The organism is Ruegeria sp. CF4 (assembly GCF_056537345.1).
In genome coordinates this window covers 273,888-294,723 of sequence record NZ_JBQFRJ010000001.1, presented here as the reverse complement: position 1 = coordinate 294,723, position 20,836 = coordinate 273,888, and the positions used below count along the sequence as shown (strand labels likewise).

18 protein-coding genes are annotated in these 20,836 nt (G+C 59.2%); 5 read left to right on the top strand and 13 right to left on the bottom strand.

All coding sequences use genetic code 11. The features are described 5' to 3' along the window. Window positions 1–3: 3 nt before the first annotated feature. The 7 genes from upp to ACR0NF_RS01385 all read right to left on the bottom strand — a co-directional run bounded on the left by upp (window position 4) and on the right by ACR0NF_RS01385 (window position 6,388). Entirely contained in the window at window positions 4–636 is a 633-nt protein-coding gene (gene upp, locus ACR0NF_RS01415; protein WP_480469296.1) for a uracil phosphoribosyltransferase, read from the bottom strand. Continuing rightward, window positions 633–1,619, bottom strand: coding sequence for an adenosine deaminase (locus ACR0NF_RS01410; RefSeq protein WP_480469295.1), 987 nt, complete (start codon window positions 1,617–1,619; stop codon window positions 633–635). The genes upp and ACR0NF_RS01410 overlap by 4 nt, the downstream gene beginning before the upstream one ends. Further along, window positions 1,616–2,827 (bottom strand): phosphopentomutase, encoded by a 1,212-nt coding sequence (locus ACR0NF_RS01405; protein ID WP_480777647.1) that lies wholly within the window; start codon window positions 2,825–2,827, stop codon window positions 1,616–1,618. The genes ACR0NF_RS01410 and ACR0NF_RS01405 overlap by 4 nt, the downstream gene beginning before the upstream one ends. Beyond that, window positions 2,824–4,131, bottom strand: coding sequence for a thymidine phosphorylase (locus ACR0NF_RS01400; RefSeq protein WP_480469293.1), 1,308 nt, complete (start codon window positions 4,129–4,131; stop codon window positions 2,824–2,826). The genes ACR0NF_RS01405 and ACR0NF_RS01400 overlap by 4 nt, the downstream gene beginning before the upstream one ends. Further along, entirely contained in the window at window positions 4,132–4,524 is a 393-nt protein-coding gene (locus ACR0NF_RS01395) for a cytidine deaminase (protein WP_480777646.1), read from the bottom strand. A 99-nt stretch (window positions 4,525–4,623) separates the two neighbouring features. Beyond that, window positions 4,624–5,721 (bottom strand): cupin domain-containing protein, encoded by a 1,098-nt coding sequence (locus ACR0NF_RS01390; RefSeq protein ID WP_480657203.1) that lies wholly within the window; start codon window positions 5,719–5,721, stop codon window positions 4,624–4,626. After that, complete coding sequence (locus ACR0NF_RS01385) at window positions 5,690–6,388, bottom strand: hypothetical protein (protein WP_480666669.1); 699 nt, start codon at window positions 6,386–6,388, stop codon at window positions 5,690–5,692. Before ACR0NF_RS01385 ends, ACR0NF_RS01390 begins: the two co-directional genes overlap by 32 nt. A 176-nt stretch (window positions 6,389–6,564) precedes the next feature. On the opposite strand from ACR0NF_RS01385, the gene ACR0NF_RS01380 reads away from it, so the two are divergent. From ACR0NF_RS01380 to ACR0NF_RS01370, 3 genes are all read left to right on the top strand, one after another. Beyond that, the gene (locus tag ACR0NF_RS01380) at window positions 6,565–8,838 is read left to right on the top strand and encodes an NADP-dependent malic enzyme (RefSeq protein ID WP_480469289.1); all 2,274 of its coding nucleotides are present in this window, start codon (window positions 6,565–6,567) and stop codon (window positions 8,836–8,838) included. A gap of 286 nt (window positions 8,839–9,124) precedes the next feature. Then, window positions 9,125–11,014: a propionate-CoA ligase PrpE gene (gene prpE, locus ACR0NF_RS01375; protein WP_480469288.1), complete on the top strand. Its 1,890-nt coding sequence runs from the start codon at window positions 9,125–9,127 to the stop codon at window positions 11,012–11,014. A gap of 178 nt (window positions 11,015–11,192) precedes the next feature. Beyond that, a complete protein-coding gene (locus tag ACR0NF_RS01370; protein ID WP_480777645.1) occupies window positions 11,193–12,632 on the top strand; it encodes an amidase family protein in 1,440 nt (479 codons plus the stop codon). A gap of 261 nt (window positions 12,633–12,893) precedes the next feature. On the opposite strand, the gene ACR0NF_RS01365 is transcribed toward ACR0NF_RS01370, so the two are convergent. After that, window positions 12,894–13,655, bottom strand: coding sequence for an NAD kinase (locus ACR0NF_RS01365; protein ID WP_480469286.1), 762 nt, complete (start codon window positions 13,653–13,655; stop codon window positions 12,894–12,896). 168 nt (window positions 13,656–13,823) lie between these two features. Here ACR0NF_RS01365 and glyA point away from each other — a divergent pair, with 168 nt between their 5' ends. Further along, the gene (glyA, locus tag ACR0NF_RS01360) at window positions 13,824–15,119 is read left to right on the top strand and encodes a serine hydroxymethyltransferase (protein ID WP_480777644.1); all 1,296 of its coding nucleotides are present in this window, start codon (window positions 13,824–13,826) and stop codon (window positions 15,117–15,119) included. A gap of 69 nt (window positions 15,120–15,188) precedes the next feature. Here the strand turns inward: glyA and ACR0NF_RS01355 are convergent, their stop codons facing one another. Next, window positions 15,189–15,563 carry a hypothetical protein gene (locus ACR0NF_RS01355; RefSeq protein WP_480777643.1) on the bottom strand — a complete coding sequence of 125 codons (375 nt, stop codon included), beginning with the start codon at window positions 15,561–15,563 and terminating at the stop codon, window positions 15,189–15,191. A 47-nt stretch (window positions 15,564–15,610) separates the two neighbouring features. Here ACR0NF_RS01355 and ACR0NF_RS01350 point away from each other — a divergent pair, with 47 nt between their 5' ends. Continuing rightward, a complete protein-coding gene (locus ACR0NF_RS01350; RefSeq protein ID WP_480777642.1) occupies window positions 15,611–16,411 on the top strand; it encodes an alpha/beta fold hydrolase in 801 nt (266 codons plus the stop codon). Here the strand turns inward: ACR0NF_RS01350 and ACR0NF_RS01345 are convergent, their stop codons facing one another. From ACR0NF_RS01345 to ACR0NF_RS01330, 4 genes are all read right to left on the bottom strand, one after another. Continuing rightward, a complete protein-coding gene (locus ACR0NF_RS01345; protein WP_480469282.1) occupies window positions 16,412–16,597 on the bottom strand; it encodes a hypothetical protein in 186 nt (61 codons plus the stop codon). An 85-nt stretch (window positions 16,598–16,682) separates the two neighbouring features. Further along, window positions 16,683–17,075 carry a rhodanese-like domain-containing protein gene (locus tag ACR0NF_RS01340; RefSeq protein WP_480469281.1) on the bottom strand — a complete coding sequence of 131 codons (393 nt, stop codon included), beginning with the start codon at window positions 17,073–17,075 and terminating at the stop codon, window positions 16,683–16,685. 86 nt (window positions 17,076–17,161) lie between these two features. Next, window positions 17,162–18,505, bottom strand: coding sequence for an HlyD family type I secretion periplasmic adaptor subunit (locus ACR0NF_RS01335; protein WP_480666661.1), 1,344 nt, complete (start codon window positions 18,503–18,505; stop codon window positions 17,162–17,164). A 3-nt stretch (window positions 18,506–18,508) separates the two neighbouring features. After that, window positions 18,509–20,815 (bottom strand): type I secretion system permease/ATPase, encoded by a 2,307-nt coding sequence (locus ACR0NF_RS01330; RefSeq protein WP_480469279.1) that lies wholly within the window; start codon window positions 20,813–20,815, stop codon window positions 18,509–18,511. Between the last annotated feature and the right edge of the window lie 21 nt (window positions 20,816–20,836).

The window sequence follows — 20,836 nt, the reverse complement described above, 5'->3', positions numbered from 1 at the left end:
TGCCTATTTGGTGCCAAACATCCGGTCGCCGGCATCACCCAGCCCGGGCATGATATAGCCCTTCGAGTTCAACTCGCGATCCAGCGCAGCCGTAACGATTTTCACATCGGGATGCGCCTCTTTCATACGTGCCACGCCTTCGGGGGCGGCCAGCAGGCAGAGGAAGCGAATATCCGTGGCGCCCTGCTCTTTCAGCAGGTCGATCGCTGCAGCCGAGCTGTTGCCCGTGGCCAACATCGGATCAACCGCAATCACCAAACGGTCCTTCAGCCCTTCCGGCGCCTTGAAGTAATACTGCACTGGCTTCAACGTCTCTTCATCCCGATAGAGTCCGACAAAGCCCACACGGGCCGAAGGGATGAGTTCCAGCACCCCGTCCAGCATGCCGTTCCCGGCCCGCAGGATCGAGACCAGAGCCAGTTTCTTGCCCGCCAGAATGGGGGCATCCATCTCCTCCATAGGGGTTTCGATGTGGCGAGTGGTCAGCGACATCTCTCGCGTAACCTCATAGGCCAGCAGCAGCGTGATCTCGCGCAGCAACTGCCGGAACACTGCGGTCGAGGTGCCTTTGTCCCGCATGAGCGTCAGCTTGTGTTGCACCAACGGGTGGTCGACGACGGTCAGATGTTCGCTCATGAGTTCTCCAGTCTTTTCTTGACCCGCGCACGGGTGTCTTCATCGCAAAAGGCCGCATTCAGGGCATTCTGATTCAACGCGGCGAAATCTTCGGCATCCCAGCCAAAGGCTGCGGCCAGCATCTCATATTCGCGCCGCATTGTGGTGTGAAAAAACGGCGGATCATCAGTTGAAACCGTGACCTTCACACCCGCATCGCGCAATCTGGCAATCGGGTGGGCAGCGAAATCGGGAAACAGACCCAGCACCACGTTCGAGCCTGGGCAAACTTCAAGCGTCACGTCTCTGTCAACGAGTTCGCGGATCAGGTCCGGGTCCTCGATCGCACGCACGCCGTGTCCGACCCGTTCGACCCCCAGATCACGAATGGCATCGCGCACGCTTTCCGGTCCGCCAAATTCTCCTGCATGGGTGGTCAGCCGCAATCCTGCCTCGCAGGCGCAATCAAAAGCCCACGCGAAATCGCCCTGCGTATGAACGCCTTCATTACCGCCCATGCCAAAGCCGGTGATCCAGTCGCCTGCTGTCTCTGCCGCACAAAAGGCGCTGTGCTTGGCTTGTTCGGGGCCAAAATGGCGAACGCAGGTAACAACCCCACGCAGGGTGATGTTGAATTTACGTTCGGCTTCGTCCGCTGCATCCTGAATGGCGGTCAGATAATCTCTCCACGCGTGCAGATCGCCACCACCGCAGAAATCCGGGCTAAGGAAGGTCTCGGAATAGACTACACCATTCGCAGCGCTTTCTTCGAGGATCGCCAGCGTCAGGCGGCGAAAATCTTCAGGCGATTTCAGCACTTCGCAGGCGGCCTCGTAGACGCTGAGGAAATGAGTAAAGTCACGGAAATCATAGGTTCCGTCGGTTTTGAAAATACCGCTCAGATCGATGCGCTTTTCATGCGCCAACTGGCGGATGAACGCGGGTGGAGCCGCGCCTTCGTGATGCAGGTGCAATTCGATCTTGGGCAAGTCGGCAACGGTCATAGAAAACTCCGCCCCGGCCCTTGTGCCGGGATGTCCAGATGGTGCGCGACGCTGGCAGCAACATCGGCGAAATTGATCTGTCCGATTTCACCCGCGCCCTGCCCGGCCACCAGTACCGGAACCTGCTCTCGCGTGTGATCGGTACCTGTCCAACTGGGATCATTACCGTGATCGGCAGTCAGCAGCATTAGGTCGCCGGGGCGCAGCTTTTTCAGCACCGCCCCGATTTCGCGGTCGAACCATTCCAACGCACGGGCATAGCCACCGATATCCCGGCGATGACCATAGAGGCTGTCGAACTCGACGAAATTGGCGAATGTCAGGCTGCCCTCTTCGGCCACGTGTACCAGATCGGACAGGTGGCCCATCAGTTCGGCGTCCGATCCTTTGCGCAGCGTATCGATCCCCTGCATCGAGAAGATATCACCGATCTTGCCCACCGCATGAACACGACGGCCTGCGTCCTGCACCCAGTTCGTCAGCACCGGCGCGGGCGGGAGGATGGCAAAGTCTTTGCGATTGGTGGTGCGGGTGAAACCGTCCTCAACCGTTCCAACGAAAGGCCGCGCGATCACGCGGCCCACCTTCATCTCATGCAATTGCGGTGCAAGCGTGCGGCACATGTCCAGCAAACGGTCGAGGCCAAAGCTCTCCTCATGCGCGGTAATCTGGAACACGCTGTCAGCAGAGGTATAGCAGATGGGCCAGCCAGTACGCATATGCTCGGCCCCAAGATCGGCGATGATGGCTGTGCCCGATGCGTGGCAATTGCCAAGGATACCTTCGGTGCCTGCGGCATCGGCAGCAGCGCGGCTAAGATCGACGGGAAACGCAGGTTTGGTATCCGGGAAATAGTGCCAGTCCCACGGGACGGGCAATCCCGCCAGTTCCCAATGGCCCGAGGGCGTATCCTTCCCCGGTGAATACTCGCGCGCGCAGCCCCAAAGCCCTGTTGGCGCGGCTTCCAACCCCGGCGCGTCATCACCCGAGGCCAGCCGCACTGCCGCGCCCAGCCCCAACGCATCAAGATTGGGCAGGTGTAAAGGGCCTGAGCGTCCATCTTCAGCGCGCCCTTCCGCACACGCCTGCGCGATATGGGCCAAGGTGTTCGCGCCAGTATCCGGCGCGGTGCCGTTGAAGAACTGATCGGCATCCGGCGCACCACCGATCCCAACCGAGTCCATGACCACAAGGAAAGCGCGGCTCATGCGCTGATCCTCTCGTGCACATGGGGTGGTTGGTCGGCGGGTGCATCGCTGAGCGTCATTGCGTTCAACACCGCCTCAGACGCCTGCCGCGCCGCGTCTTCGCGCGCCGCGTGGACCACGGCCAATGGTGCGCCTTTCTGGACCTTCTCGCCCAGCCGCAAGATGCCCGACAACCCGACCGCCGGATCAATCTCGTCGCTTTCGACCTGACGTCCGCCGCCCAGCGCGACCACGGCCAGGCCAAGCGCCTCACCATCAATGGTCGAGACATAGCCATCGCGCGGAGCGGGCACCTCCTGAATCACATTTGCCTCGGGCAGGAAGCGCGCCCAGGTGTCGACGAAATGCACCGGCCCGCCCATGGCAGCCATCATGCGGCCAAACCGTTCGGCAGCACGACCATCGCGGATCACTTCGGTGACCTGCGCCGTGCCCTCTTCAGCCGAGGCGCACATTCCCGCATCGGCCATCAAAACGCCGCCCAATTCAGCAGAGATATGGGCCAGGGGCGAGTCTTGTCCGCTGGTCATAACCTTCATCACCTCAGCCACTTCCAGCGCGTTGCCCAGCGCCGGGGCCAGCGGTTGGTTCATGTCGGTAATCACAGCCGAGGTTTTACACCCCGCCGTATTCGCCGTCTCGGTTAGCGCCTTTGCCAGCTTGCGTGCATCATCCAGCGTTTTCATGAACGCACCGCTTCCCACCTTGACGTCCAGCACCAGCGCATCGGGGCTGGCCGCCAGTTTCTTGGACAGGATCGACGCCGTGATCAGATCGAGGCTTTCCACCGTTGCCGTCACATCGCGTATTGCATAGAGCCTTTTGTCCGCTGGTGCGATCTGTCCCGTCGCGCCAACAATCGCGGCACCGGTTTCTTTCAGGACCTGCGCCAGACGGCCCTGTCCGATTTGTGTGGCCACACCCGGGATCGCCTCAAGCTTGTCCAGCGTGCCGCCGGTATGACCTAGTCCACGCCCTGAGATCATCGGCACATAGGCCCCGCATTCCGCCAGCGCCGGGGCCAGCACGAGGCTGACGCAATCCCCCACCCCACCGGTTGAATGCTTATCGATCACCGGGCCATCCAAATCCCAGTGCAGCACCTCGCCGCTGTCGCGCATGGCAATGGTCAGATCGGCCCGACCCTGCGCGCCTAGCCCGCCCATGCAGACGGCCATGGCAAAGGCCCCGGCCTGCGCGTCGCTGACGCCACCATCGGCCAGACCCTGCGCGAACCAGCGCAACTCTTCGCCTGTAGGCACCTCATGACGGCGCAGCTTGGCGATGATCGAACGCGCGTCCATTCAGCTGTCTTCCATATGCGAAGCGTCAAAAGCACCCGGCAACAGGTCGGCAATTGTCGTACTGGTTTCCAGACCGTCAACCGTCGCCATCGTGACCACGACGTCTCCTTTTCCGAACTCGGCCAGCTTCTGGCGGCACCCGCCGCAAGGCGGCACAGGCTGCGGGCTGCTGGCGACCACATAGACTTCGGTCAGTTCTTTCTCGCCGGCGGCCACCATTGCCGCGATTGCCCCGGCCTCGGCGCAAGTGCCTTCGGGATAAGCTACGTTCTCGACATTACATCCGGAATATACCGTACCCGAGCCTGACCGGATCGCGGCCCCAACCTTGAAATTGGAATAAGGCGCATGGGCGTTTTCCCGAACGGCGAGCGCGGCATCTTTCAGAGACATGGGCAATTCCCGATTTTTGATCATCTGGTCAGAAAACCCCACTCTAACGGAAAGCGTAGCAGAATTTGAAGCCCTTCAAGCGCTGATTTCCACAGCCTTCTAGCCAATCGTGGTATTGAACGTTCCGGGCAACGTGACCTCGAGCAGTTCGACATCGTCGGAAGGTTCGGCCAGGCGAGTGCGCATACCGGGCGGGATCACGAAAGCATCACCCTGTTCCAACCGATAGGGTTCGCGCCCCTCGCCCTCCAACGTGACCTCGCCATTCATGACGAAGGTAAAGTGAATATCCGTATCATGGCTGGCCCATTCCGGCGTGCCCTGTCCCAGGCGTACGACCTGCACACCGGCCACCCCCTTGGTGTTCTCGGCAATTGTCGTGTCGCGACAAATATAGCCCTGCAGGCGGAAGGGACCCCATTCGGCGTCTTTGGCCTGATTGTAGACGAAACGCTGTCCTTGCCATTCTCGATCTGGGCGATACTGCGACGTCGGAAGCTCCATCTGATGGTCGATTTCGGTCACGTGTTCGGCGGGCACGCCGATCTCGATCACCTGAACATTGTCAGACGCCTCAAGCACCCGGTGGCGAATTTCCGGCGGCTGGATAAAGCAATCTCCGGCGGTCAGACGCATCTTGTCGCCCTGATCCTCGTAAACCACATCGACCCAGCCATGGATGCAGAAGATCAGCTGAAATCCGACCTTATGGAAATGCACCATATCCGGCACCGGGCCGCCATCGGGAATGCGGATATGGCTGGCGATGATCGACCCGCCCAACCGATCCGGCACCAGATCGCGGTAGTGCATCCCGGCGCGTCCGATGATCCAGGGTGCCTGATCCTTCAGCCTGCGCACCACGAAGGAGTGTACCGTGTCGGGCATCACCATCGGAGGGTTCAATTCCTCAATCTCAACCCGCGTGCCATTCGGAGCGATAAGACTGCGCTGACCATCGGCAAAGCCGTCCGGGTCGTCTGTGAGAATGCGCAGAGTACCTGCGGCCTCTGGCGCGTCCTTTTCAACCCGCAGCCGCAGCCCATGACCCGAAAAAACCGCGATCCGTGGGTCATCGGCCGGATAGATCATATCCATCCGCATCCCAAGAACTTTGGTGTAAAACGGGATATCGTTCCGTAATTCCTGGGTCGGTAGGCGAATTTCAGCGCGCGTCTGGCTTTCGGTGGAGGTCATTTGTTGTCTCTTCAGTCTTCGATTTTGGCCATCCGATCAGAACAGCGGCCAAAATGCCAACCGAAAAGTACATCTCGAGCGTTTCTTCGAGAGCAAACAACCGCGCGGCCATCGTGACCGAAAGGCTGGCCTCGAAAAAACCACTTACTTCCTCCAGAAGCTGCGCGATCACGGCCACGCTTCCGGCCCCCAAAAACACCAGCATGAACGGAGCGCGGAGCTTGATCGCCCTCCAGGCGTTGGGGATGCCATGCCATACGGCTCCGCCTATGACCACCAACGCCAGCGCGACCCGCACTGCGGTCAGGTCCAGTAGCGTATCAAAACTGTTTAGCACCATGAAAGGCAGGCTGCTTTCGGCATAGATATCAGCCTCAAGCTCTCGTTCCGCCAAAAGCAGACAGACGAGCCCGATATACATCCGCGTCAGTCCGCGATACCGGATCAACGCCACCGGTCCCGCCATGAACAAGGCCGCCGCCGAAAGGGTCTCAATCAAACCGCCTTCCTGGTTGAAAGTGGCGGCCTGCTGTGGCCAGATCGCGACTGCACACAGGAACACGGCAGCCACAGACAGCGCCAAGCCAAGTGGAAACCAGCCTGTGCCAGACGTGGAATAGGTGTGAGTGCCAACCGGCACGCTGCGGTGATCGTCTTTGTAGCTCATGCTCGAAGCCCTGCCGCCTGCGAAACTAGTAATATTCTGGCGAATTGGCCGTATGTAAAGGATTTGTGACAAAGTACAACAAACGTCTCTGTGAGGTGTGGAAGTGACGCAACGTAGCCAAGCCCGAAAAAATAGTTTAACGATCAAACAAATTCTGGAACGGAGTTAAATCGCCGATGTCTGACACACCCAGCCTGCGGCAGGCCGCCCTTGACTATCACGCCCATCCAAAGCCCGGAAAGCTTGAGATCAAAGCCACCAAACCTATGGCGAATGGCCGCGATCTTGCGCGCGCCTACTCGCCGGGTGTGGCTGAGGCCAGCCTTGAAATTAAGGACGATGCGGCAAATGCCGAGAAGTACACCGCGCGCGGCAACCTCGTCGCTGTGGTGTCCAATGGCACAGCGGTTCTGGGATTGGGCAATATCGGCGCGCTGGCTTCGAAACCGGTGATGGAAGGCAAGGCGGTTCTGTTCAAAAAGTTCGCCGGGATCGATTGCTTCGACATCGAAGTGGACCAACCCGACCCCGAGAAACTGGCCGATATCGTCTGCGCGCTCGAGCCCACCTTCGGTGCCATCAACCTTGAAGACATCAAGGCCCCCGATTGCTTCATCGTCGAAAAACTCTGCCGCGAACGGATGAACATCCCCGTTTTCCACGACGATCAACACGGCACCGCCATCGTTGTCGGCGCTGCGGCGAAGAACGCCCTGCATGTCGCAGGCAAGAGGTTCGAGGATATCAAGATCGTCTCGACCGGGGGTGGTGCTGCCGGGATTGCCTGCCTCAGCATGCTGGTCAAGCTGGGTGTTAAGCGCGAGAATATCTGGCTGTGTGACATTCATGGGCTGGTCTATGAAGGCCGCACCGAGGATATGAACCCGCATAAGGACCAGTTCGCGCAGAAAACCGATCTGCGTACACTGGACGATGTGATCGGAGGGGCCGACCTGTTTCTTGGGCTCAGCGGGCCGAATGTGCTCAAACCCGAGATGGTCGAGAAGATGGCGAAGACGCCGATCATCTTTGCGCTGGCCAACCCAACGCCCGAAATCCTGCCGCAAGCCGCGCGAGAGGTCGCACCCGATGCGATCATCGCGACGGGCCGCAGCGACTTCCCGAACCAGGTGAACAATGTCCTGTGTTTTCCGTTCATCTTCCGTGGCGCGTTGGATGTTGGCGCGACCGAGATCAATGACGCCATGCAGATCGCCTGTGTCGACGGCATCGCTGAGATGGCGCGGGCGACCACCAGTGCCGAAGCCGCTGCGGCCTACAAAGGCGAACAACTGACTTTCGGACCAGATTATCTGATTCCAAAGCCCTTTGACCCGCGTTTGGTGGGCGTTGTGTCTTCATCTGTCGCAAAGGCGGCGATGGAGAGCGGTGTTGCCAAACGCCCCATCGACGACCTTGAGACTTATAAAGAGCGTCTGAACCAAACCGTCTTCAAATCGGCTCTGCTGATGCGACCGGTGTTCGAAGCTGCTGCTGCCGCCTCGCGCCGGATCGTCTTTGCCGAGGGCGAGGACGAGCGCGTGCTGCGTGCAGCCCAGGCTATTCTTGAGGAGACCACTGAAACCCCGATCCTGATCGGCCGTCCGGATGTGATCAACGCACGCTGCGAGCGATTGGGTTTGACCGTGCGTCCTGGCCAGGATTTCCAGATTGTGAACCCGCAAGATGACCCGAGATACTACGACTATTGGAATTCATACCATCAGATCATGCAGCGACGGGGCGTGACGCCCGATCTGGCCAAGGCCATCATGCGCACCAACAACACAGCCATCGCGGCGATCATGGTGCATCGCGGAGAAGCTGACAGCATGATCTGCGGCACATTCGGCGAGTATCGTTGGCATCTGAATTATGTCCAACAGGTCCTGGATGAAGGGGACCTGCGCCCACACGGGGCGCTGTCGCTGATGATCCTCGAAGACGGTCCTCTGTTCATCGCGGATACGCATGTTCGGCAACTACCAACTCCTGAAGAATTGGCCGAAACAACATTGGGCGCAGCGCGTCACGTCCGACGTTTTGGATTGGAACCAAAGATCGCGTTCTGTTCGCAATCGCAATTCGGCAATCAGGCCGAAGGCTCGGGCAAGCGACTGCGGGCGGCACTGGAAATCCTCGATTCCGAACCGCGTGATTTCACCTATGAAGGCGAAATGAACCTGGATGTGGCGTTGGACCCCGAATTGCGTTCGCGGATATTCCCCAGTTCGCGATTGGAAGGACCTGCAAACGTTTTGATCTTTGCCCACGCGGATGCGGCGAGCGGCGTGCGCAATATCCTGAAGATGAAAGCGGACGGGCTTGAGGTTGGGCCGATCCTGATGGGGATGGGGAATAAAGCGCATATCGTGACCCCATCAATCACCGCTCGCGGATTGCTGAACATGGCTGCGATTGCGGGAACGCCAGTGGCCCATTATGGGTAGAGCAGCATCGGCATAACTCTAAGATAACCCCGGGCGCCCATACAGGCGCTCGGCGCGATTCTGTAGGCGCGATGGTTTTTTGCACTCAAAGATTTGCAGCTTTGCAAAATCCCGCATCAGATGCTGCAAACAACCCTTCCACCAGTGTATTTGCAAAAGTTTGCAGCCAAAACAGAAAGATTCTGCAAAGATTTTGCGATAAACTGACGCGCCGTTGTTTGCATCGCTTGTCGCCTTTGCATCGAACCCCTTACACAAAGCGCAAGGAGATTTGGAGGAGGCCATCATGGCGTACAAAGACGTTTACGAGAGTTGGAAATCCGACCCCGACGCTTTCTGGATGGAAGCCGCAAAAGGGATCGACTGGGTTCAGGCCCCCAGCAAGGCCCTGTTTGACGACAATGCGCCTTTGTACGAATGGTTCAGCGACGCCAAGGTGAACACCTGTTGGAACGCGGTAGACCGGCATGTCGAGAATGGCCGGGGCGAACAGACAGCCATCATCTATGACAGTCCGATCACCCACACCAAACGCGAAATCTCATATGTCGAGCTGCGTAACCGTGTCGCCAACCTCGCCGGTGCATTGCGGGCCAAGGGTGTTGAGAAAGGTGACCGGGTCATCATCTATATGCCGATGATCCCCGAAGCGCTGGAGGCGATGTTGGCCTGCGCCCGTCTGGGTGCGGTGCATTCGGTTGTGTTTGGCGGTTTTGCCAGCAACGAACTGGCGGTGCGCATCGACGACGCGAAACCCAAAGCGATCATCGCAGCCTCCTGCGGGATGGAGCCGGGTCGCGTTGTGCACTATAAACCCCTGCTGGACGGCGCCATCGATCTTGCCAGCCACAAGCCCGACTTCTGCGTGATCTTCCAGCGCGAACAGGAGGTTGCGCAGCTGATCGAGGGGCGCGATGTGAACTGGCACGGGTTCCAATACGGAACCGAGCCTGCAGAATGTGTACCCGTCAGCGGCAACGATCCGGCCTATATCCTCTATACCTCTGGCACGACCGGAGCCCCCAAAGGCGTGGTGCGTCCAACAGCGGGCCACCTGGTTGCGCTGAACTGGACGATGAAGAACATCTATAATGTCGACCCCGGTGATGTTTTCTGGGCGGCCTCGGATGTGGGTTGGGTCGTTGGGCATTCCTATATCTGCTACGCCCCGCTGATCCACGGAAACACCACCATCGTGTTCGAAGGCAAACCCGTCGGCACACCCGACGCCGGCACGTTCTGGCGCGTGATTTCCGAACATAAGGTCAAAAGCTTCTTCACCGCACCCACCGCGATCCGCGCCGTCAAGCGCGAGGATCCCAAGGCCGAGATGATGGCGCAATACGATCTGTCGTGTCTGAAAGCCCTATATCTTGCGGGCGAACGTGCCGATCCCGACACGATCATCTGGGCACAGGATGCATTGAAGGTTCCGGTTATCGATCACTGGTGGCAGACCGAGACCGGTTGGGCCATTGCCGGAAACCCGCTGGGGATCGAGGAATTGCCGGTCAAGCTCGGCTCGCCCGCGAAACCGATGCCGGGCTATGACGTCCAAATTCTGGACGAAGGCGGCCATCCGATGAAACCCGGTGAGTTGGGCGCAATCGCTGTCAAACTGCCCTTGCCTCCGGGTACGTTGCCGACGCTTTGGAACGCGGAGGCGCGGTTCAAGAAATCCTATCTGGAGCATTTCCCAGGTTATTATGAAACCGGCGATGCAGGGATGATTGATGAGGATGGATACCTCTACATCATGGCCCGGACCGATGACGTGATCAACGTCGCGGGCCATCGTCTGTCGACGGGCGGGATGGAAGAGGTTCTGGCTGCCCATCCCGATGTTGCTGAATGCGCCGTGATCGGGGTTTCAGACCAGTTGAAAGGGCAAATGCCGGTTGGGTTCCTGTGCCTCAACGCAGGTTCGGACCGGAACCACGATGACGTGGTGGCCGATGTGGTCAAGATGGTCCGTGACAAGATTGGCCCCGTCGCAGCGTTCAAGAAAGCGGTGGTGGTGGATCGTCTGCCCAAGACACGTTCCGGCAAGATCTTGCGTGGGACGATGGTGTCGATCGCGGATGGCAAGGACTACAAGATGCCGGCCACGATCGATGATCCGGCTATCCTGGACGAAATCACCTCGGCCCTGCGGACCATTGGCTACGCGCCGTAAATAATCAGCAAACCAAAGGTGCGCCTTACGGCGCGCCCTGTTTGCGCTGACGCGCCAGTGCGAGGCTCTGCCTCGCGCTCCGAGATATTTGGGGCCAGATGAAGGGCGGATCCATTTTACAGGAGCGGGTCTTGTCATTGGTTGTTCCTCGCCTCAGGTTGAAGCGAGGAGGACGAGCATGGCAAATGGCAACATCTGGCGTCTTGGTGCAACCGAGCTGACTGCGCTGACGCGAACGGGCGATCTGAGCGCGGAAGAGGTCATTCAGGACGCCTTGGCGCGGATGCATCAGGTAAATCCTGCACTGAATGCGGTGGTGGAAGATCTTGGTACGGAAGCCTTGGAGCGCGCGCGCGCGCTTGATCAGGCGCGAGATGGCGGCGCTCCGGTTGGGCCTTTGCATGGTGTTCCGGTTACCATCAAGGTCAATGTCGATCAGAAGGGGCACTCTACCAACAACGGGGTAACTGCCCTGAAGGACGTAATCGCCCCTGATGACGCGCCTGTGGTCTCGAACCTTCAAAACGCCGGAGCCGTCGTGATTGGACGGACCAATACACCCGAGTTTTCCTTTCGCGCCGACACGGACAACCCTCTTTATGGGCGGACGCATAATCCTTGGGGAAGCCATATCTCGCCGGGCGGCTCATCAGGCGGCGCCGGGGCTGCTGTTATGGCCGGGATAGGGGCGCTGGGACATGGCAATGACATCGGTGGCAGCCTGCGATTCCCTGCCGCGGCCAATGGTGCCGTCACCGTCAAACCCGGCCTCGGACGTGTGCCTGCGTGGAACCCGAGCCAGAAAGTGGAACGTGGATTGCTTGCTCAGTCCATGTCGGTGCAGGGGGTGATCACGCGATCGGCGGCAGATCTGCATTTGTCGATGCCTTCTCTGATCGCAGCGGATCCTCGCGATCCCTTCCATGTGCCGATGCCCTGGCACGGGGCGCGGCTCGAAGAGCCAATAAAGGTTGCCTATACCAAGAACACATTTGGCTACGACTTGCATCCCGAGGTGGCAAAGGCGCTGGACACCGCACGGGAGGCCCTGAGCGATGCGGGCTATGCAGTGACCGAGATTGATCCGCCCGATGTGTTTGAATGCGGGCGTTTGGGTTATCGCGCCCTGATGGGCGAAGTGCTGACCCTGATGAAGGGTGACATAGAGGCTGCGGGCTCAGAGACCATTCGTGAGATTTTTGAGGTCTATTTTCAGGAATTTCCGCCGATTGTCGGAACCGAGCTGATACATGCGCTGGCGCAACGCACCCACTACGCGCGCGAATGGTCGCTGTTCATGCAGGATTATCCGCTGATACTGTCCCCGTTCCTGCCGCAGCCCTTCTTCAAACCCGACCGGGACACCGAAGGAGCAGAAGGAGTGCATGAGGTGTTGGGCTGCGCGGTTTATTCCTATGCGATGAACTTCCTCGGCCTGCCTGCCGCGAGCGTGCCTGCGCGACTGGCAGAGCTACCAAACGGACCACAGCCGATCAACGTACAAGTCACCGCGCAACGTTGGCGCGAGGATATGGCCGTCGACGCCGCTGCTGCCATCGAAGAGCGTGTTGGGCAAATGGCTCCGATTCTGTGGGACAGGATGGCAGCGCATGTCTGAGGGAGTTCTCGAAGTAAATAGACCCCGGGGTTTTGTGCCCGGGGTCCGCATACTAAAATATGCCCGGAGATCTGATGACGAGCGTAGCACCACCCACCCTCGCCAGCGCATAAAACACGCAATCATTCGAAAACACCGTTAGGTGGCCACTCACTTCCACCTTGGCGTGATCTCCGAGTAAATTAAAATTAACAAAGGATAAGCCCCTCGCATGTGAACTGGTTCACACAACAGAGAGGAAATCGAGAATATCGATCACGATTACGTGAACTGCTCTGAGATCAATCGCTCTTCCAGACCGTGCCCCGGGTCGAACAGGATACGGTGCTGGACGCTGGGTTCGGAGCTGATCTCGACCCAGTCAATATCGGGGAAGGCTATCGAATCAGCCGCGACAATGACCGGGCGCTTGTCAGCCTCGATCACTTCGAATCTGACCCGTGCCATTTTTGGCAGAAGTGCCCCGCGCCAGCGACGAGGACGAAATGCAGCGATCGGCGTCAGCGCCAATACATCCGCGCCAATCGGAACAATTGGTCCATGGGCCGAGTAGTTATAGGCTGTGGACCCGGCAGGTGTGGACAAAAGCGCCCCGTCGCAAACAAGCTCGGCCATGCGCACCCGTCCATCGACACTGATCTTCAGGCGGGCCGCCTGCGGGCCGGCGCGCAGCAGAGAGACCTCGTTAATGGCGAGCGCCTCATGTTGCTTACCGGACTGATCCATCGCGGTCATGCTGAGTGGATTGATCACCTCTTCTTCGGCCTCGGCGAGGCGCGCCATCAGGTCGGTTTCGGCATATTCATTCATCAAGAATCCGATGGTGCCGCGGTTCATTCCGTAAACCGGTGTGTCGAGGTGCTGAATCCCATTCAGTGTATGCAGCATGAACCCGTCGCCGCCCAGCGCCACGACCACATCTGCATCTCTGGGCGCCGCGTTGCCATACCGAGCCACCAAAGCGTCGCGGGCGGTTTGCGCCACTTTGGCGTCGCTGGCCAGGAAGGCGATTCTTTTGGTCATGGTTTGCGGTTTCCAGTGCTGCACATTTGGTTCCGAAACAAACATACCTTTCCGCGTTACGCCAGAGTTGACGCCATAGCGGGCCAATTCGTCGCTTTACAACCTTTCTCGACCGTTCGGTTTCCGATAGGAAATCCGCCAGATAAACCCCAGCCCTGTGGAGCCATTATGAACGCCAACCTTCGTGATACCGGTTTCTTTACCCAGTCCCTTGCGGATCGTGACCCCGAGCTGTTTGGCTCAATCACATCCGAACTGGGCCGTCAGCGCGACGAGATCGAGCTGATCGCGTCCGAGAACATCGTCTCTGCCGCCGTGATGGAGGCGCAGGGCTCGGTGATGACCAACAAATATGCCGAAGGGTATCCGGGCCGCCGCTACTATGGCGGCTGCCAGTTCGTCGATATCGCCGAGAACCTGGCCATCGACCGCGCCAAGCAGCTGTTTGGTTGTGAGTTCGCCAATGTCCAGCCAAACTCGGGTTCGCAAGCGAACCAGGGCGTGTTTCAGGCGCTGATCAAACCCGGCGACACCATTCTGGGCATGTCACTGGACGCAGGCGGTCACCTGACCCACGGTGCACGTCCGAACCAGTCGGGCAAGTGGTTCAACGCCGTGCAATATGGTGTGCGCCAGCAAGACAACATGCTGGACTATGATCAAGTTGAGGCGCTGGCGAAAGAGCATCAGCCCAAACTGATCATCGCCGGTGGTTCGGCCATCCCGCGCCAGATCGACTTTGCCCGCATGCGTGAGATTGCGGATGTGGTCGGCGCGTATCTGCACGTGGACATGGCGCATTTTGCCGGTCTGGTTGCCGCAGGCGAGCACCCCTCGCCCTTCCCGCACGCACATGTGGCAACCACCACAACGCACAAGACCCTGCGCGGCCCGCGCGGCGGCATGATCCTGACCAACGATGAGGATATCGCCAAGAAAGTGAACTCGGCGATCTTCCCCGGCATTCAGGGTGGCCCGCTGATGCACGTGATCGCGGCCAAGGCCGTGGCTTTTGGCGAGGCGCTGCAGCCTGCCTTCAAAGACTACATCAAACAGGTTGTCGTCAACTCGCAGGCATTGTCGGATCAACTGATCAAAGGTGGTCTGGATACGGTGACCCACGGCACCGACACTCATGTCGTTCTGGTCGACCTGCGCCCCAAAGGCGTCAAGGGCAATGCGACCGAGAAAGCCCTGGGTCGCGCGCATATCACCTGCAACAAGAACGGCGTGCCGTTTGACCCCGAAAAGCCGACCATCACCAGCGGCATCCGTCTGGGTTCGCCCGCCGGAACCACGCGCGGCTTTGGTGAGACGGAATTCCGCCAGATCGCGGACTGGATCATCGAGGTTGTGGACGGTCTGGCCGCCAACGGTGAAGACGGCAACGCCGCTGTCGAGGCCAAGGTGAAGGCAGAAGTCGCAGAACTGTGCGCGCGCTTCCCGATCTATCCGAACCTCTGATCCCACTCAGATTCTGAAACAGAAAACGGCGCCCCAATGGGCGCCGTTTTTCTTTGAGTTGGAACTGGTTCAGATGAACCCGCGCCAGCGCATTACGACAATCGTCAGCGCTGCCAATGCGATCAGGCCCAGCGCCAGCGAGCCCAGAAAACTCAGAAACCAGCCCCAACGCCGATCCGCCAGATTGATCGCGTTCAGATGGGTCTGCACGTCATCCGACGCTTTCTCGAGCTTTGGCATATCCAAAACCATCCTAAGCTTCGGGTGTTCAGCCATCTGTTCAGCGCGGGCCAGCACCATCGCCTGCTTGTAGACCTTGCGCGGCAAACGACGCTTCGCCCGCCGAACCGAGGCAATCAGGGTCTTGTCCTTCACCCCAAGCTTTCTGCGCAGCAAACGAATGGTCTGCGCGATCTGGGTCTGGATATCGGTTTCCTGCGTCATCTGCGCCTCCTGACGGGGCAATTTAACCTTGTGCCACGCGGGCGACAATGGGGCTGGTTGTTCTGCCCGGCGACGCGTATCACAGGGGCATGCTGAATACGATCATCCATGGCGACCCGACCGATCACCCGCCCCTGCTGATTGCGCATGGCCTATATGGCTCAGCGCGCAACTGGGGGGTAATTGCGCGGCGGCTCTCGGACGAACGGCAGGTGATTGCGGTGGACATGCGCAACCATGCCTACAGCTTTTGGGATGCCCAACATGGCTATCCTCAACTGGCGCAGGATCTGGCCGAGGTGATCGACAGCGTCGGAGGCACCGCCGACATTGTCGGGCATTCCATGGGCGGGAAAGCCTCGATGGTGCTTGCCCTGGAACATGGTGAACTGGTGCGCAAGCTGGTCGTTGCGGATATCGCGCCCGTCACATACGGCCACAGCCAAATCCAGTTCATTGAGGCAATGCGAGCAGTCGACATGTCCCGCGTTCAACGCCGCTCGGACGCCGAAGCACAGCTGGCCGATCTCGGCGTGGAAAAGTCCCTGCAGAGCTTCTTTACGCAATCTTTGGATGTCGAAGGCGGACGCTGGCGGCTGAACCTGGACGTTCTCGCCGGCGAAATGCCCAAGATCATGAGCTTTCCTGAGATATCAGGCAGCTGGAACGGCCCTGCCCTGTTCCTGTCCGGCGCAGCCTCGGATTATGTGTTGCCCGAACACCGGGACCGGATTCGCGCCCTGTTCCCTGCTGCCCGGTTCGCAAAAATTCCCGGCGCAGGTCACTGGCTGCACGCCGAGAAACCCCGCGAATTCGAAGCCGCCGTCAGAACCTTCCTGAACGCCTGATCAACCGCCCGTGTAAAGACGCTTGGCCACCAGCCACGACACGGGCGCAGCCACAACCGCCCCCGCTACTGCGGCAGAGATAATGGCCATCGCCGTCACCATTCCAGCCGCCAATACGGCGATGACGGCGCTGCCTGCAAGGGCAGTGGCAATCAGAGAATAGAGCATGGTTGCAAGGCGTAGCATGGCCTGTCGTCCTGTTTGTGAATATCTGCGTTTCACATTATAGCGACAGAATGTGTTCTACTTTGACCTGTATCAGATCAGGGTGCTACATCCCCGGATCAATCGGCTCGACAATATCGCCGCCGCCATTCACCCAGTCCGTGAACCCGCCCAGATTATAGACCTGCTCGTACCCCATGTCCTTCAGCAACTTCCCAGCCAGCGACGCTCGACCGCCCGAGGCGCAATGTAGGATAATGGTGCGGTCCTTGCGCAGTTCAGGGTCATAGGATGGCAGTTCTAGGTCAGCGCGAAATTCCAGCATTCCACGCGGAATGTGATGAGAGCCAGCGGCGCGACCCACCTTCTCCAATTCGGGCGCATCGCGGATGTCCAACAACAGCGCACCTTGTGCCAGAAGCTCTTGCGCCCTGCCCGCATCAATGCGTTCGACCACGGCATTCGCGGCCTCTACCATCTCTTTGACTGTCAAAGGCATCGCTACATCTCCTGCGAATTGAGTTCGCAGGAAACTAACATGCAAAATCTGGAATATGTAGCCGTTATGCAGCGATAGTGATCACGTTAATGTTCGCGGAAGGCGCGCGACATGCTGTCGACCACCGGCTTGGCGATATAGGCGGCAAACGTACGCTCTTCAGTTTGGATCATGATCTCGGCAGGCATACCAGGTGTCGGGACAAAGCCCCGCACGCGGCTCATCTCATCCGAAGTCAGAGAGATGCGTGCCAGATAGACCTCTTGCGGCATACCAGCTGAGTCTTCGACCAGTGAGTCGGCAGAGACGTAAAATACCTCGCCGTTGAGCACCGGGGTTGTTCGCTGATTGAGCGCCACCAGACGCACAGTTGCGATTTGGCCGGTTACAACACTGTCGATCTCGGTGCGCGGGATTTGCGCCTCGATGATAAGCGGGGCATCGGCGGGCAGGATTTCCGCGATCTGCTCGCCGGTTTCGATCACACCGCCGGGCGTGTGATGATGCAGACGTACGACAGTCCCAGTCACCGGCGCCCGCACGACGGCGCGATCCAGAACACTGCGGGCCTGCCGCGCCTTTTCGCGTACACTTTCAAGATCAGCTTCAATCACGCCAAGCTCGTCCAATGCCGCTTCGCGGTAGGCCGAGCGAGTGCGTAGAATCTGCTCTTCGTATTTCAGCAGCATTTGGTTGACCTCAGCCGTTTCGGCCTGCAGGCGGGCCAACTGCCCCTCTGCTTCAGCCTGCACACGGCGAATTGTGTTCAGGTCGCCTTTGCGCACCAATCCCTTTTCGAACAGCGCATATTTCGTGTCGTATTCTTCCTGAAGAATATCAGAGCGCCGTTGCATGCTGGTCAATTGCGCCTCGAACCCGGTGGCGCGAATCCTGAGCGCCTCCATGTTCCGCTGCAGCAACGCGATATCGTTCAGCAACGTCTTGCGCGAGACATTGAAACTGAGTTTTTGGTTGTCGAGGATGGTCATGACCTCGACATCATCCGATGCTTTGACCAGATCGGGGGAGAAAATCAGGTTTTCCTGCTCGCTATGCTCGGCCAGCAGACGTTCTGTCATGGCCTGCAGGCGGATTTTGCGGATGAACAGCTCGCGCTCATTGGCCGCCGCCGAGGTCTGGTCCAGCGTCATCATGATCTGACCGGCCTCGACCGCCTCGCCTTCGGTGACAAGGATGTTTTCAATAATCCCGCCCTCAAGATGCTGCACGATCTTGTTGCGTCCCGTGGCGACAAAGCTGCCCTGCGCGATGACCGCCGCCGCAAGTGGGGCCCGGAAGGACCACACGCCAAAGCCGCCAAAGCAGACAACCAACATGATCAGGCCAATCACGATGAACTTGGTGATCGATCGCGGAACCTCAGAATACCAGAGGCTTGGGTCTTCCTTGCGGACTACCAGCTCGTTCATAACTTATCCCCCATTGCCCTGAATTTCAGGCGGCTGCTGTCGCGAGCTGTTCAGCTGCTGCAGAACCTGTTCGCGCTGACCAAACAGCGCCACACGGCCGTCTGTCAGCAGCATGATCTTGTCGACCACACTCAACAACGTCGGCTTTTGCGTAATAACGACAACAGTGATCTTGCTTTCCTTGGCTTGCTCGATTGCACGCGCCAGGGCCTTGTCGCCCGCGACGTCCAGGTTCGAGTTCGGCTCGTCCAGCACCACCAGTCGCGGATTGCCAAAGAACGCGCGCGCCAGCGCGATGCGCTGTTTCTGACCGCCCGACAACGGCGAACCATCGGCGGCAACGACCGTCTCATACCCCTGCGGCAGCGTCGCGATCATGTTGTGTACATCCGCCAGAACCGCGGCGTCATGGATCTGCTCATCCGTGGCATCATCACGCATGCGACCGATATTGTCCTTGATCGTGCCGGGGAACAGTTGAACGTCCTGCGGCAGATACCCGATGCTTTCACCGAACTGGCGTGGGTCCCAGTTGCGGATGTCCATCAGGTCCAGCCTCACACTTCCCGAGGTCGGTAGAATCGACCCCACCAGCGTCTTGCCAAGCGTGGTTTTACCCGCGCCGGAATTGCCGATGATCGCCAGAGTCTCTCCGGGGTTCAGCGCAAAGGTGATCCCATTCAAAACCACCCGCTTGGTGCCGCCGGGTACGTAAAGCAGACGTTCTACATCCAGTCGGCCTTCGGGACGCGGCAGGCGCAGTTTTTCGTATTGCAGGGCAGAACTGGACAGCAACGCCTTGATCCGGCCAAAGGCACCACGGGTCAGCAGGAAAGTGTTCCAGCCTTCAATCGAGCCCTCGATCGGAGCAAAGGCACGGCCTGCAATGATCGAGGCTGCGATGACCATGCCACCGGTGATCTCGCCTTGCAGGGCCAGAAACGCCCCCCACCCCAGGATGCCGATCTGCGTCAGCAGACGCACAGCCCGCGATATGGCAGCGAAGATCACATTGCGATCCTGCGCCTTGACCTGCCAGGTCAGCGATTGCGCCGTGTCACGGCCCCAGATGCGCACCGCCTCGGGGATCATCGCCAATGCATTGATGATCTGGCTGTTGCGCGACATCGAATCCAGATGCTGGTTGGCTAGCGACTGCGCCTGATTTGCCTTGGCAAAAGGTTTCGCCGTCATTTTCTGGTTGATCAGCGCAATAACCATCAGGATCAGAGCAGTGGTCACAACAATCATGCCAAGCTGCGGATGCACCAGAAAGATCATCAGGATGAACAGCGGTGCAAAAGGCACATCGAGGAATGAGATCAGTGTGCCTGAAACCAGAAATCCGCGCACTTGCTGCAGGTCACCCAACGTCTGATACTCGCGCCCGTTGCCATGCAGCGAGGCATGCGCCGCCGCGCTCAGCACCGGGGCGCCGAGCCGTGCCGCCACCTCGACCGCAGTGCGCATAAGCATGAACCGACGCACCGCATCGAAGGCAGCCTGAAAAATCACCGCCCCTGCGACGATCGCGGTCAACATGATCAACGTGTCCAACGAGCGGCTGGTCAGCACCCGGTCGCTGATCTGGAACAGATAGATCGGGATCGCCAGGATCAGGACGTTGGTGGCGCAGGTCAGCACCAGCACAAAGGCCAGATTGCGCCAGATCGCCTTCAATGAGGTGCGCAGGGTTTTCTGGAAATCCTCAGGCGGGGTTCGCTTGTGGAAGGTTTGGGGTGGCCCCTTGCCGTCTCCTCCGCCCTTGCTGGTGCGCATCAACGGTTCGTTCGCCTTCGCCTCGATCGTGGTGCCCATGCGGTCTTTGCCGTCCGATGGCGCAGAGGGGGTCATGCGCGCAGTCGAGTGATCGGCTTTCTCACGATCCGGGGCCTCCGGCTTGGCCACCCCAGTATCGCCGCCCACCGGATCCTGATCTTGCGCGGGCCGCGACGACGCACGCCGAAGGGGAGAGCCGACGCGCGATTGTGACATTGAATCTGACTGCTGCGCATGCCTCTGGCCGGTTTCATCCGGTTTCGAACTATTGTTGGGCGCCTCATCCTGAGGCACCTGATCTGAGGGCGGATCTGGTTCGTCCACATCACCAGTCATGGCTGCAGAACTGGGTCGGAAATCGGACAAACGCATCTCCTTGGTCAGACGCAACTTGGCCTCTGCCGCAGGCGCATCGGCCTTCAAGGGCTTTGTCACCCGCTCACAGTTTTCAGGCGCAAATGGGCGGCCGCCTCCGTGTCGGTCCAGCGGGCTGGCATAACGGGTTCGTCGCGACGAAAAAACGATCGACATATATAATAAACCTTTGGGTCA

What these genes read in the sequence shown, in the direction of transcription:
- ACR0NF_RS01345 (WP_480469282.1), bottom strand. Translation starts at nt 16,597, where the DNA reads ATGCTACGCCTTGCAACCATGCTCTATTCTCTGATTGCCACTGCCCTT.
- ACR0NF_RS01380 (WP_480469289.1), top strand. Translation starts at nt 6,565, where the DNA reads ATGTCTGACACACCCAGCCTGCGGCAGGCCGCCCTTGACTATCACGCC.
- prpE (WP_480469288.1), top strand. Translation starts at nt 9,125, where the DNA reads ATGGCGTACAAAGACGTTTACGAGAGTTGGAAATCCGACCCCGACGCT.
- ACR0NF_RS01400 (WP_480469293.1), bottom strand. Translation starts at nt 4,131, where the DNA reads ATGGACGCGCGTTCGATCATCGCCAAGCTGCGCCGTCATGAGGTGCCT.
- ACR0NF_RS01395 (WP_480777646.1), bottom strand. Translation starts at nt 4,524, where the DNA reads ATGTCTCTGAAAGATGCCGCGCTCGCCGTTCGGGAAAACGCCCATGCG.
- ACR0NF_RS01405 (WP_480777647.1), bottom strand. Translation starts at nt 2,827, where the DNA reads ATGAGCCGCGCTTTCCTTGTGGTCATGGACTCGGTTGGGATCGGTGGT.
- ACR0NF_RS01410 (WP_480469295.1), bottom strand. Translation starts at nt 1,619, where the DNA reads ATGACCGTTGCCGACTTGCCCAAGATCGAATTGCACCTGCATCACGAA.
- ACR0NF_RS01385 (WP_480666669.1), bottom strand. Translation starts at nt 6,388, where the DNA reads ATGAGCTACAAAGACGATCACCGCAGCGTGCCGGTTGGCACTCACACC.
- ACR0NF_RS01355 (WP_480777643.1), bottom strand. Translation starts at nt 15,563, where the DNA reads ATGACGCAGGAAACCGATATCCAGACCCAGATCGCGCAGACCATTCGT.
- ACR0NF_RS01370 (WP_480777645.1), top strand. Translation starts at nt 11,193, where the DNA reads ATGGCAAATGGCAACATCTGGCGTCTTGGTGCAACCGAGCTGACTGCG.
- ACR0NF_RS01365 (WP_480469286.1), bottom strand. Translation starts at nt 13,655, where the DNA reads ATGACCAAAAGAATCGCCTTCCTGGCCAGCGACGCCAAAGTGGCGCAA.
- ACR0NF_RS01335 (WP_480666661.1), bottom strand. Translation starts at nt 18,505, where the DNA reads ATGAACGAGCTGGTAGTCCGCAAGGAAGACCCAAGCCTCTGGTATTCT.
- ACR0NF_RS01390 (WP_480657203.1), bottom strand. Translation starts at nt 5,721, where the DNA reads ATGACCTCCACCGAAAGCCAGACGCGCGCTGAAATTCGCCTACCGACC.
- ACR0NF_RS01340 (WP_480469281.1), bottom strand. Translation starts at nt 17,075, where the DNA reads ATGCCTTTGACAGTCAAAGAGATGGTAGAGGCCGCGAATGCCGTGGTC.
- glyA (WP_480777644.1), top strand. Translation starts at nt 13,824, where the DNA reads ATGAACGCCAACCTTCGTGATACCGGTTTCTTTACCCAGTCCCTTGCG.
- ACR0NF_RS01330 (WP_480469279.1), bottom strand. Translation starts at nt 20,815, where the DNA reads ATGTCGATCGTTTTTTCGTCGCGACGAACCCGTTATGCCAGCCCGCTG.
- upp (WP_480469296.1), bottom strand. Translation starts at nt 636, where the DNA reads ATGAGCGAACATCTGACCGTCGTCGACCACCCGTTGGTGCAACACAAG.
- ACR0NF_RS01350 (WP_480777642.1), top strand. Translation starts at nt 15,611, where the DNA reads ATGGGGCTGGTTGTTCTGCCCGGCGACGCGTATCACAGGGGCATGCTG.